General features: G+C 61.7%; 10 protein-coding genes. 8 read left to right on the forward strand and 2 right to left on the reverse strand.

Annotation, left to right across the window (positions count from 1 at the left end; genetic code table 11):
- Positions 1-151: 151 nt before the first annotated feature.
- From NL2_RS11720 to NL2_RS11750, 7 genes are all read left to right on the forward strand, one after another.
- A complete protein-coding gene (locus NL2_RS11720; protein ID WP_245647665.1) occupies positions 152-460 on the forward strand; it encodes a PepSY domain-containing protein in 309 nt (102 codons plus the stop codon).
- Between the two features lie 76 nt (positions 461-536).
- Positions 537-1,901, forward strand: a complete 1,365-nt coding sequence (locus NL2_RS11725; protein ID WP_084356049.1) for a TolC family protein — start codon at positions 537-539, stop codon at positions 1,899-1,901.
- Positions 1,898-2,923: an efflux RND transporter periplasmic adaptor subunit gene (locus NL2_RS11730; RefSeq protein WP_068075271.1), complete on the forward strand. Its 1,026-nt coding sequence runs from the start codon at positions 1,898-1,900 to the stop codon at positions 2,921-2,923. The genes NL2_RS11725 and NL2_RS11730 overlap by 4 nt, the downstream gene beginning before the upstream one ends.
- Positions 2,923-5,955 carry an efflux RND transporter permease subunit gene (locus NL2_RS11735; protein WP_068075274.1) on the forward strand — a complete coding sequence of 1,011 codons (3,033 nt, stop codon included), beginning with the start codon at positions 2,923-2,925 and terminating at the stop codon, positions 5,953-5,955. The genes NL2_RS11730 and NL2_RS11735 overlap by 1 nt, the downstream gene beginning before the upstream one ends.
- A gap of 36 nt (positions 5,956-5,991) precedes the next feature.
- Positions 5,992-6,711, forward strand: a complete 720-nt coding sequence (locus tag NL2_RS11740; protein WP_068075278.1) for a phosphatase PAP2 family protein — start codon at positions 5,992-5,994, stop codon at positions 6,709-6,711.
- A 20-nt stretch (positions 6,712-6,731) separates the two neighbouring features.
- A complete protein-coding gene (locus NL2_RS21535; RefSeq protein WP_068075281.1) occupies positions 6,732-7,055 on the forward strand; it encodes an efflux RND transporter permease subunit in 324 nt (107 codons plus the stop codon).
- Positions 7,052-8,233: an MFS transporter gene (locus tag NL2_RS11750; protein ID WP_068075283.1), complete on the forward strand. Its 1,182-nt coding sequence runs from the start codon at positions 7,052-7,054 to the stop codon at positions 8,231-8,233. Before NL2_RS21535 ends, NL2_RS11750 begins: the two co-directional genes overlap by 4 nt.
- A 107-nt stretch (positions 8,234-8,340) precedes the next feature.
- Here NL2_RS11750 and NL2_RS11755 read toward each other — a convergent pair whose 3' ends face one another.
- Positions 8,341-9,579: a site-specific integrase gene (locus tag NL2_RS11755; protein WP_068075286.1), complete on the reverse strand. Its 1,239-nt coding sequence runs from the start codon at positions 9,577-9,579 to the stop codon at positions 8,341-8,343.
- A gap of 149 nt (positions 9,580-9,728) precedes the next feature.
- Between NL2_RS11755 and NL2_RS20790 the strand changes: the two genes are divergently transcribed.
- Positions 9,729-10,778, forward strand: coding sequence for a hypothetical protein (locus tag NL2_RS20790; protein WP_084356050.1), 1,050 nt, complete (start codon positions 9,729-9,731; stop codon positions 10,776-10,778).
- A gap of 791 nt (positions 10,779-11,569) precedes the next feature.
- Here the strand turns inward: NL2_RS20790 and NL2_RS11765 are convergent.
- Complete coding sequence (locus tag NL2_RS11765) at positions 11,570-12,823, reverse strand: replication initiator protein A (protein WP_084356054.1); 1,254 nt, start codon at positions 12,821-12,823, stop codon at positions 11,570-11,572.
- Positions 12,824-12,871: the final 48 nt, after the last annotated feature.

Here is a 12,871-nt window from a genome sequence, read left to right on the forward strand (position 1 = left end):
GTCAGGGCCGCCTTCCTTAAGCGAGTGCGCCTATGGTGCTAATGAATCTTCGCCGCACAAGTTAGGAATTCCTAATGTCCAATTGAGCTTCCGCGAATGTAGAAGGGTGTAGTCCGGATCACAGAGGCAATGAAGCCTCAGGAGAATGACGATGCGTAACTATCTCATCGCGCTGGCCGCTACCACGCTGGTTGCGAGCGGCGCGCAGGCGGCGCCCAGGCACATGGCAGGGTCCGAGCTTATGTCGACGGCGAAGGTGTCCTTGGCGACGGCGCGGGCAACAGCGCTCCACGCGCGGCCCGGCAGGATCACGGACCAGGAGCTGGAAAAGGAAGCGGGCGGCACGGGTCTGCGTTACTCCTTCGATGTGGTGAGCCATGGCAAGACCTATGAAGTCGGCGTCGATGCGACAACCGGCAGGGTCCTGGAGAACCAGGCCGAAGGTGCGCACCCCGAATGAGCACACCTTATAGCTGATCGCAGCATTGCACGCTGCGAGGCCCGGGTCGAAGGCACGGCGCTGAACGGGAGGACCAATGTCACTGCCACTGCCGACGAACCGGGCCGCTCTAGCGCGCTCCCTGCTAGTATTTGCCCCATTGGTGGTGGCGGGCTGCGCGCATTATTCCTCCCTCCCGTTGGTGCAGACGCCCCCTCTGGCGCCTTCGGTAGCGGCGCTCCCCGGTTTCGTGCCGGGAGCGCCGCTTAGTGTCGCTAAAGTCACCGCGCTCGCGCTTCAAAACAATCCTGATCTGCGCGCAGCGCGCGCACGGCACGGCCTCGCGCAAGCACAACTCCTGCAATCCGGCATCCTGCCGAACCCTTCGTTTGCCGGCGCGTTACTCCCGCTGATCTCGGGAGCCGGCACCGTGACGGCGTGGAATGTCGGCCTGACCCAGGATATCAAATCGCTCATCACCTACCGGGCGCGGCGGCGGGCTGCCGGCTTTGCTGCCCAACAAATCGATGCCGAAATCATCTGGCAGGAATGGCAGATCGCCGGGCAGGCGCGGCAACTCGCGGTAGAGTTAATCGCAGGTGAGCAAAGTCGGCCCATGTTGACCGAGGCTTTCGACCTGCTCTCCCGCCGCAATGCCGTTCTCCAGCAAGCGCTCGCTGCCGGCAACGTCACTCTGGTCACGGCGGCACCCACACTCGTCGCCTTGCAATCGGCGCGGACCGCCTTGCAAACGCTCGATCAGCGGCAACTCTCGCTCCGGCATCAGCTCAATGCACTGCTCGGCCTCGTGCCCGATGCCGTTGTTCCGCTGGAGGCCACGATCGATCTGCCTCCGTTCAATCCCGCCACGATCCGTGTCGATCTGACAACATTGGCCGATCGCCGACCCGACCTGGTCGCGCTCCGGCTTGGCTATGATGCCCAGGACGCCAATGTCCGGGTTGCAATCCTGTCGCAGTTTCCCGATCTGATTCTCGGGGCGACCGCCAGCAGCGACAACAGCAGCGTCATCAATGGCGGGCCGCAAGCGACGATCGGATTGCCGATCTTCGATCGCAATCAAGGCAATGTCGCCATCGCCAATGCGACCCGGGCGCAGCTCCATGCGGATTATTCGGCGCGTCTGGCGGCAGCCGCCGGTCAGGTCGGCGCTCTCCTCTCCGAAATGGATCTCTTGTCTCATCAACTTGTAATCCTGCGGCGTGATCTTCCGGCGGCACGGCTCGCCGCGAAGCGCGCGGCCACTGCCTTCGGCGCCTCCAATCTCGACGAGCGCAGCTATGTCGATCTCGTCGTCAATCGCTACACCAAGGAGCAGGAAGTGGTAACTTTGGAGTTGGGACTGCTCGACCGGCAGGTGGCGCTACAAACTCTGGTGGGAGCCGGGCTACCGCCGGTTGAAATCTTGCCAGGTCTGGACAACGCCAAGGTGCGGCAATGAAGACGCTCGCCCTCCTACCTCTGGTACTGCTGACTGGGTGCGGTAGTTCATCCCCGTCCGATCCGCCTCCAACGCCTTCGGTGCTCGTGAGCCTGCAAAAGATCGAGCGGGGCTCCACACCCGAGTGGGTGACGGCCTATGGCAGCGCCGCGCCGGGGGTCAGCGGCTCGGACACCATCAGCGTTCCCCAACCAGGCCAAGTCTCGCGCCTCGCGGTGACGCCAGGTTCGACGGTGCGCGCGGGACAAGTGCTCGTGGTGTTCACCACCGACCCTTCGTCGGTAAGTGCCTATCAGCAGGCGGTGACGACGCTCTCCGCAGCCCAGAAACAGCGGGCAACTACCGCTCAGCTGCTCACGCAGCAACTCGCAACGCGCGATCAACTTGTTCAGGCGGAGAAGGCCGTCAGCGATGCTCAAGCCGCCATTGCGGCCTTGCGCCAATCGGGTGCGGGACAGCCGACACGAATCCTTACCGCGCCGTTCGGCGGCGTTGTCACCACAGTCTCGGTCGCGCAAGGTGATCGAACCCAGAGCGGCGCACCGTTGGTAACGTTGGCGCGAACGGGAAGCATCGTTGCGACCGTCGGGCTTGATCCCGCCAGAGCGGGCCGCGTCCAAGTGGGCCAACGCGCCAAGGTTGTTCGCCTGAATGGTGGCCCTCCAATACCTGCTCGCGTGGTCCGGGTAGACGGAGTGCTCAATCCGAAGACGCACATGATCAATGTGGACCTCTCGTTACCGGCAGGCGCAGTGCTTCCGAATGAGGCACTGCGCGGCGATATCGCCGTGGGCGATGTCGCCGGATGGATCGTACCCCACCGTGCTGTCGTCACCGCCAACGGACCAACGAGCGTCTTCCAGCTCGTCGCCGGCAAAGCGCACCTCATCAAGGTCAATCTGCTTTTGGCGGGCGAGCAGATCGATGTGGTCGAAGGGCCAATCCTTCGTAACCGTCCCCTGATCGTGGACGGAGCCTATCAAGTGCAGGACGGCCAAGCCGTCCGCTCGATCGCGCGCTGATGTTTGAAAGGCTACTTGGCCGGCAAGCCCGCGCGTTTGTCTTGATCGCTATGGCTATGGCGCTGGCCGGCATTGCTGCTGCGCTATCGCTGCCGCTCGGCCTGTTCCCGCAAGTATCGTTCCCGCGCGTGCTCGTCGATCTCGATGCTGGCAGCCGGCCCGCCGATCAGATGGCGCTTATCGTCACCCGCCCCGTTGAGGAGGCAATCCGCAGCATCCCTGGCGTTCGCGACGTTCGCTCGGAAACGACCCGCGGTTCAGCCCAGATCTCGATCGATTTCGGTTGGGGTCGCGACATGGTGGCCAGTACGCTCCTGGTCGACACGGCCATTGCGCGCACGATCGGCTCGCTTCCGCCTGGGACCAACTACAATGTGCGAAGGATGGACCCCACGGTCTTCCCGGTCATCTCCTACGCGCTCGTTTCAAAGTCCATCTCGCCGGTCGCGTTGCAAGATCTGGCCCGGTACGAAATCACCCCGCTTCTGTCATCTATACCTGGGCTGGCCCGCGTCGAGGTTCAGGGTGGGGACAAGGCGGAAGTACAAGTGCTGGCCGATCCAAACCGGCTCGCCAGCTACGGTCTGGCGATGAGTGACCTAACGAAAGCGATCAGCTCCGGGAACGTGCTGAGCGCCGTTGGCAAGATTCAGGATCGCGGTCGGCTTTCGCTGGTTCTAGCCGATCGCAGCATCATCAGCGCATCGGCGGTCGGCGATATCGTCGTTCGATCCGATCCCGCCGGCATCGTTCGCGTACGCGACCTTGCGACTGTTCAAGATGGAGTGGTGCCGCAATGGATACGCGTCGTTGAGGACGGACGCCCAGCGGTGCTTTTCAACATCTACCAGCAACCGGACGGCAACTCGGTCCAGATCGCCAAGACCGTGTCGCAGACACTTGCAAACTATCACCTGCCCCCGGGGGTGAAGCTCATCAACTGGTACGATCAGAGCGAGCTCGTCACACAATCGGTGTCGAGCGTGCGCGACGCGGTATTGATCGGCCTGGTGCTCGCGGCCGGCGTGCTGCTGATGTTCCTGCGCAGCTGGCGTGTGACTTTAGTCGCCGTAATCGTCGTTCCTGCGACCCTGGCAGCAACCGTTCTCGTACTCAGCATGATGAAAATGAGCTTCAACCTGATGACGCTTGGCGGGATCGCTGCGGCAGTGGGGCTGCTCATTGATGACGTGATCGTGATGGTTGAGCACATTGCCCGACGAGCGGGCGCAAACGAAGAACACAGGGAGACCGGAGAGGCCGCCGTGCTGCCCGCGGCGCGCGAGTTCATGGTTCCTCTCGCGGGCTCCAGCCTCGCCACGTTAATCGTCTTCCTACCACTATCTTTCCTGAGCGGCGTGACCGGCGCCTTTTCCAAGGCCTTGTCGATCACGATGGCGGCGGCCCTGGGCATTTCCTGGGCGATGACGGCGTTCGTGGTGCCGGTGCTGACCCGCCGGATCGTCGATTTTAGCAAATGGCGCGACCCCGGCGGTGCCGGTCAAGGCTGGCTGGCCCGGCAACACGATCGGGCTCTCGATGGGCTCGCACGCCGGCCGTGGGTGCTCGCGATCGCGCTCGTTCCCCTGCTGGCGCTTGGGTATCTGAGCTACTCGAAGGTCCCGACTGGGTTCATGCCCAAGGTCGATCAGGGCAGCTTCAACATGGACTATTATACCGTCCCCGGCACTTCGCTCGACGAGTCGAGCCGACAGATCGCGCAGGTCGACGCAATCGTCAGCCACCACCCCCAGGTCCTCACCTTTTCGCGGCGGTTGGGCACCGATCTCGGCGGAGGTCTCGGTCAAAGCTACCATGGTGATTATTTTGTGCGCCTCAAACCCGGGCACACCGAAACCACCGATGATGTGATGAGCGACGTTCGATCCGCCATCGAGGTCAAGGTGCCCGGCGTACAGGTCGAGCTCGGCCAGCTGATGGAAGACCTGATCGGCGATCTGACCTCGGTCCCGCAGCCGATCGAAATCAAGCTTTTCTCGTCCGACCCGACCGCGCTTCGTGCTCAGGCAGAGAAAACCGCCGCACAAATTTCCAAGCTGAATGGCGTGGTCGAGGTCAAGAGCGGCGTCCAGCTTGCAGGCGATGCGCTCAACATCCGTGTCGATCCAATTCGCGCTGGCGTAGAAGGTATGGCTCCCGCCGATATCGAAGCGGCGCTCAACACCGCGCTCACGGGTTCAATCGCCACGTCGCTGCCGCAGGCGACAAAGGTGGTGGACGTGCGGGTGCGACTTCCGAACATGATGACGATCACCGAGGCCGAACTCGCGCAACTGCCGATCCGTGCGCCTGACGGTCACGTCTTCCCGCTCAGCCGCGTAGCTAATGTGAAGAGGGAAACCGGGCAACCGCAGATCACACGCGAAAATCTGGAACCGATGGTGGCCGTCACCGGCCGAATCGAAGGCCGCGGGCTTGGCGCGGCGGTCAGCGACGTGAAGGCGCTGCTCGACACGCCTGGTTCGCTGACGCCCGGGATACGCTATGAGCTGGGCGGCCTCTACCAACAGCAGCAGATCGCGTTCGCTGGCCTCGCCAAGGTCTTCATCGCGGCCCTGATCGCGGAGTTCGTGTTGCTCCTGATCCTCTACCGCCAGTTCTGGCGGCCGACGATCATCATCGTGTGCTCGCTGCTGTCCACCACCGCCGTGTTCACGGCATTGTGGGCAACCGGCGTGGAGCTGAACATCACCGCATTGATGGGAATGACAATGATCATCGGCATCGGCACCGAGATGGCGATCTTTTACATGTCCGAAGTCGAAGAGCTGTCCCACGAGATGCCAGCCCGCGACGCCGCGCGCGAGGCGAGCCGCAACAGGCTGCGGCCGATCACGATGACGACGCTGGCGGCGATCCTGACCCTGCTTCCGCTCGCGCTCGCGATCGGCCAAGGATCAGGCATTCAGCAACCGCTGGCGATCGCAATCATTGCCGGCTTGCTGCTCCAATACCCTTTGGTTCTGATTGCGATGCCTATTCTTACAAAGCTTGCGCTCCCACGCGCGTGACCTTCAAACCTCCCAACGCATTAAGCGAGGACAGCGATGCCCCTATTCTCTGCCCCTTTCTTCGCACGCCACCGCATCGACAGCCGCATCTTGATCGTTTTCTTGGGTGCAGCGGTCGGCGCCTTCATCTTTCTGCGCCTCGGATCAGAAATCCGGGAAGGGGACAGTTTCGCGCTCGACAAGCTAATCCTTCAAGCGTTCCGCGAGCCAACCAATACCGCGGTCCCCATTGGACCGGTATGGTTGCGTACAGCCATAATCGATCTCACCGCTTTGGGCGGCGTGACGATTCTCACGCTCCTGACGGTGCTGACCGCTGGATATTTGCTTGCCTCGAGGAAGACTGGAACGGCTATTTTTCTGGTCTTGGCTATCTCCGGCGGCGCCCTTTTGAGCAAGTTACTGAAATTTGGTTATGCGCGGCCCAGACCTGACGTCGTTGCACATTTGGTCGACGTTCACAGCCTGAGCTTTCCAAGCGGCCACGCGATGAACTCCGCGATCACCTATTTGACGATTGGCGCGCTCCTCGCGCGAGCGGAAGCCGACCGAACCGTGAGAATATTCCTGATGGCCGTGGCCATCCTTCTCACCCTGACGGTCGGCTTCTCGCGCGTATATCTGGGCGTACATTGGCCAAGCGATGTCGTTGGCGGATGGTGCGTCGGTGCCAGCTGGGCAGCACTTTGTTCGCTGGTGGCTCGGACTCTGCAGCGGCCTAAAGCCAACGAGGCTGCGACCATCTCCGCCGTGTAAACCCCAGGCCATTCACTATCATGCGACGTATCAAAGAACGCCGAATTCACCAGATCTTCGAAGGCAGTGTGCTGCTCAAGGGGGCGCATGCGGCCGTCGAGTGTTTCAGCGCGGCTGCTCTCGTCATCACAAGTAACGCGGCGATCACCAGGCGAGTCACGGCACTCGGCCTGCTTCCGCTCGCGGTCGGCATGGGCGACCCGGGACGCGAGGTCGAAGGCCCGATGGCGGTCGTTATCCTTGGCGGCCTGATGACATCGATGGTGCTCAACTTGCTGGTGCTGCCGACGCTGGCGCTCGCGTTCGGGCAGTTCGATCGTGACCTTGAGGGAGCAGCTGCATGAAGCCGAGCCCGCCCGCGGTGCCGCGCGCTGTCTGGGTGCTCGGGTTCGTCAGCCTGTTCATGGACCTGTCGTCGGAGATCATCCACGCGCTGCTGCCGCTGTTCCTCACGACGACGCTCGGCGTGAGTGTCGCGGTCGTTGGGGCGATAGACGGCGTTGCGGAAGCGACCGCGTCGATCACCAAGGTATTCTCTGGCTATATTTCGGATCGCATGGGCAAACGCCGTCCGCTTATCCTTATAGGCTATGGGATGGCCGCGCTGACCAAGCCGCTGTTCGCGCTCGCCGGGAGCGCGCCTGTGGTGCTTGGCGCGCGCTTCGCCGATCGCATCGGCAAGGGGTTACGGGGGGCACCTCGAGACGCACTGGTAGCAGATGTCACGTCTTCCGAAATCCGCGGGAAGGCATTCGGACTGCGCCAGTCACTGGATACAATCGGTGCATTCGCGGGACCGCTACTGGCCATTGGCCTTATGTACGTCTTTGCCAACAACATCCGATCGGTATTCTGGTTCGCCATTATCCCGGCGATGATCGCTGTGTTGCTGGTTGTGATCGGAGTTAAAGATAATCCGACCTCTCATACCGAGGTCGCCGCGCGACCGCCAATCCGTGTCGTAGATCTGAAGCGTTTTACGCGCCCCTTCTGGGAAACGACTATCATCGGCGTGGTCTTCACGCTCGCTCGTTTCAGCGAAGCGTTCCTGATCCTTAAAGCCAGCGCCGAAGGGCTTCCATTTGCGCTCGCGCCGCTGGTTCTGGTTGTGATGAACCTGGTCTATGCACTGGGAGCCTATCGTGCCGGCAAATTATCGGATCGGGTTCCCGCACGAACGCTCCTGGCAGCTGGAATGACCTGCCTCGTCCTCGCCGACCTTACATTGGCGCTCTTGCCGGGCATCGCTGGCACCTTCGCCGGAATCGCGCTCTGGGGTGCCCATATGGCACTGACGCAGGGGCTTCTAGCCAAGCTCGTCGCTGACCATTCTCCCTTCGACCTGCGCGGTTCCGCTTACGGCCTCTTTAATCTGGCCACCGGAATCACTTTGCTTCTGGCGAGTGTGATCGCGGGGCTGGTTTGGGATCGTGTTGGCGCGGACGCGACGTTTCTCGTCGGAGCGGGGTTTTCGCTAACGGCGGTATTGCTGCTCTACGCTTTGCCGCGTCCGCAAGAGTGACCTTACATCAACGCCTTTCCCTTTTTTCATCGATCGTCTTAGGTTGATCACATCGCAGGTCCACCCGGGAAATCGATGCCGCGGGCGCACTATCGGCAATCTATCAATCAACAGAGTTTTGCCATCAGCCGACCGGCGGCCCCCTGCTCCGCGGCCAGATTACGATTATAGGCGAGCGGCATCCGTGGCGATTTCCACCGCAACGCATCCATGATCCCGGCGAGATCCTCGCCGCTCGCGAACAGGTCCTGGTTCAGCCCGATCCGCGTCGAGTGCGCACTGATCCCCATGAGCAGCCGCGCTAGGTCCTCCGCCATCAGGTCGGGCAATGCCCCAAGATTGAACGCCCGCTGGATGATCGACCGGAAGATCGGCCCGATCGATCCCGGATGCAGCGCCACGTTGCCGATGTCATATTCAATCCGCGCCTTCACGGCGGGCCTGGAAAGCGTCTTGCGCAAATCCCACGTCTCGCGGCCTGAGATGCTGTCGATCGGCCGACCGCGCACGGCGGCGCGGGCCTTGTAGCGCCGCACCTGCACCCGCCGGAACAGCGGCCCCGCCGTGATCTCGGCTGCCTCGGTCCAGGCTGCGATCGCCGCGACGGTGCGCGGGCTGAGATAGGCGGTGGCCCCCTCCCCGTCCTGGTCGCCCTTGCTGCGCAGGATCTGCAGTAGCCGCGCCTCGGGGTCGATCGCCTCCTCGATATGCTCGGCCGCGACTGCGACCAGCTCGGAAGCCCGCAGTCCTGTGTCATAGGCGGCCGACAGGAGGGCGCGATCGCGCAGCCCCGGCAGATCCTCGGCGCAGCTCTCGAGCAGCGCCCGCACGTTGAGCCCGCGCGGGGCGTCGCGCTCGACATTGCGCACCGGCCCCTTGAATCGTAATGGCCGTGCCTGCTTCTGCGCCGCCCCCTTATCGCGCCGGACCGCCTGCAGGCGCAGCTTGACCAGCGGAGCCGGCGTCGGATCCTTGAGATCGAGCAGCTGGTGGATCTTCGCGATTGACGCCTTGTAGCGGGACAATGATGCGGGCCGGCTCCCCTTCCCTGCCCGCGCATCGAGATAATCGGCCACCGTCTCGGCCGTCGCCGGCAGGGCGATCCGGTTGGTGCGCCGGCACCAGGCGTCGAACGCCTCGACGTCGGATTTGAGCGCGCGGATGCTGTGGGGCGACGAAGCAGCCTGATAGGCGACGATCAGCGCCTCGTCGACGGTGATGCGCTCGCCGACGCGCATCTGCACGATCGTCCAGGCAAGGTCGGTCGGGGCTCTGACGGCAGCCAGGGTCGCGTCAGGCAGCGCTACAGCGGTTTTAAGCCCTTCCCGGGCGGTTTGGGTGCCCATGATGCGCCACGCTCCTCGGCGCCATCTGTACCGCACCTTATAAAGAGGCGTCAATTCCGCTTATGTGATAACTGCAATTATCATAGGTCCGTATTTTAGAAGCATCGTCGTGGTAGACTGGAGTTACATCTTCGGGATATGTTTAGCGTATGACACGCCCGATACCTGATCTTTCGGAGCCGGTTTGGACGTCCAAACTGGTCTCCGCTCTTGAGCGGGCGGCGGCATCGATCAGCCGCCTCGATGCCCGTGTTTCCGTCAGTCCTGCCGCCGCACCGTGGTCTCTACGAGCTTCGTGGACCGGCTATACCACCGCGCTCAGGGGTCAGTCCGCAGAAATCGACGAAATCGATATTTTTAGCCGGGAAAGTGGGGTCAAATTGCCGGGTCGGCCCGCAATGCCGACCCACGTAGATGATCCGGGTACTCTTCAGGCATGGCAAGGGCGGCTGAGGCAACGGCAACCATATTATTGGCGAGATGTAGCTGCGATACCGACTGATGTCGCCGAAGACTGGAACCGACGCCCGGCTTTGCTTCGCGCACTCGAGGTCGCCGCCCGACATGCAAGGGCGGACGCTACCATCACGCCGTGTCTCACGATCCCCTCCCTGCTGCGCTCGATGAAAATCACCCATGCAATGCTCCCATGCCTGACCATCGCGGACAAGGCGTTCCGCCTCGCGCCCAGCGAAAGTCAGGCCATCATCGTACGAAACCTCCGTGCACTCGCCGATCGAGCCGAAGAGGGGCTCCGGCGGCTCCAGGCGCTCGAAGATCATCGGTTGCGAGCAGCAGCGGCCGTCTGCGATGCCCATCGCCCAGGGAAGCTTCTCGAACTCCTAGCGCTGGTCCAGTTCGCCCCAGTTGTCAGCCCGCGCCTGATCGCGCAGAAATTGGGTGTGACCCTGTCTGGCGCCGGCAAGCTGCTCATGCGGGCCGCGGACCTTGAGCTGCTTACCGAGGTTAGTGGTCGTAGGGCTTGGCGAACATACATGGCCCCGGATCTCGCGGTTGCCTTCGGGTTCGCTTCTCGGCCGGTGGGGCGACCCCACGCCGCGCCTCGACAGCTGCCGGATCTTGAGCCCGCCCTGACCGCGTTCGATCGCGAGATGGCGGAGGTTGACGCGATGCTGGCGAAGTTTAGCGTCGTCTCACTTGCCGAGCAAGTCGACCATTCCACCAGCGTTGACGGCTGATGAGCGTCAAAGCATTGCTGGTGGCTTGATGGTGCAGCAATCGCCCTCACTTCTGCTTCAAATCTCAGAATCAAGAATCACAGAATCCGCCGCAGGCGTGACGTTAAGGGGGTTATCTCTTTAGGTTATAAAGTTAGAGGCGCGCTGGATGTCGGGAAGTCTCGGAAATCCGGCGATTCGCAGCCTGTGGATAGAATCTGATAACACGCAGTCCCATCTCCGATAGCACGACGCTCCGATTCTAATAACACGATGAGCTGCACCTGATAGCACGATGCCAGCTTGAGGGCCTTGTGGATAACTCGAAATGGCGTTGATCGATCGGGCAGTGGAGTCGCCAAGTTGGTGTTCCGATTCAGATTTGACCGACGCACTCCAAACCGGGCCGGTGAGAGGCCCAACGACGGATAAGGCGAGCGTGTTATCGGGAAGGCCGTGCTCTCCTGGTATCGTGTTATCGGAAATGGGATTCTGCGCTGATCGGTCGCGCAGCCTTTCTGGGCATCCCTTTTCGTGATCGCGACGGCCCCCCTGCCCCGATATTTGGACGCCCAGTCGAATCAAAAGTCGCGTATTCGGGCGGATTTTCGATCAGATTGCATGCGGCGGTACGCCACAACTGCACGTGTTTTTAGAATCACGCGATCTCCTGGCCACGCCAGTTACTTCGGAGGGACAGCGTTGAATGCCAGCTATTTATGCGGGCTAGCTTGCCCCAAAATGGACATTCCCGAAAACACGCTCGAGGCACGGTCATCGCGCGACGTGTGGAGGGGTGATCCGCGTGCTGCTTAGTAGCCTGGCAAATCGTGCTTGTTGCGTTCGTGGTGCTTCTTCATGAAGCCTTGGAAGCGCTTTGAGTAGTTTCGGGGCATCTCGGACGGGTTCGAATTCAGGAACGCGTCAAACTGCTTCATCAGCACATCCAGATCCCATCCTGGGCATTCGGCTCGAATCGCATCATAAACCTCGGGATCGAGAACGTCTTTGGCTCGCCCGCCGCGAACGCGGGGAGCAGCGGCGGCGACTGCGGCGTAGCTCGGATGATGAGGATCCGTGCTGGTCGCCGGCTCGACTGCCTTGAGGCTTGCGGTTGCCCTTGCCAGTAGATTTCGTGTCAGCTTCATGTCGACGAAGTCGTCGTCAGGAGAAGACTTCGGAGCAGAAGACGGACGCGGGTTGGCGCCGGCGGCTTTGGTCGTTGCCTTGGCGACCACTTCTGTCGACCGACCTGCGCCCTCAAGGAAGCGCCGCATGACCATTTTGAGCTTCGGCCGGGGAGTCTCCGCGCCAATCACTTCGAGATCAATCTCGGGGAGAGTGTTGCCGCGTGCAAGCTCGAGGATCTTGTTCTTGAATGACGGCAGTGAGCTTTCGCTGCCACTCTTCTGGTGCAGTGTCTCGAATCCGATCGTGAACCCCTCGGCGCCGTTGCCGCCGGCGTGCTTGCGGCTCGCCCGATACAGCCATTTGCCGAGCCCGCTCGTGATCTCGAAGTAGAGTGGCGAGATCGCCAGGACATTGCGCTTGTCCATCACGCCATCGAAGAACCACTTCGATAACGTGATCTCCATGCCAAGGGATCGCTGCGTCCGCTCGTCGACCAAATGCGTATAGCTGTCGATCCACGAAAAGGTTGTCTCTCGCGTCCGCGAGTTGGCACGGATATTGGTCTTGATCGTCGTGGCCTGCAGGCGATCGAGCGCGCCGATCAAGCGCTCGTACGCTCTCCCGCTGTTTCCCCAGCAAATGCGCTTGAGCATGTCACCAGGCTGCACGCGAATGGTCGGCGATAGATCGTTGTCACCACGTTCCCGCAGCTCGTTCAAATGGGATGCGAGGTAGATCATGATGTCCGCGTCCCAGATCGTCGCCATTCCATACTCTGGATTGGCCGAGACATGAACGGTCACGGTCTTGTCGGGGCTGACATACTCGATTGGCTTGATCCGTCTCTTCTTTGACAAGCTGAAGAAGGGACGCTGCATTGTCTCCTGATAATCCCGCAGCGATACATCGCTGAAGTCGGGCAGCGTGAAGAACATTTCGAACTGTATGCGCCGCCCGCCAACGATCGTCGCTTGCGGCTTACT

This window comes from Novosphingobium lentum NBRC 107847, from assembly GCF_001590965.1.
GTDB lineage: Bacteria > Pseudomonadota > Alphaproteobacteria > Sphingomonadales > Sphingomonadaceae > Novosphingobium > Novosphingobium lentum.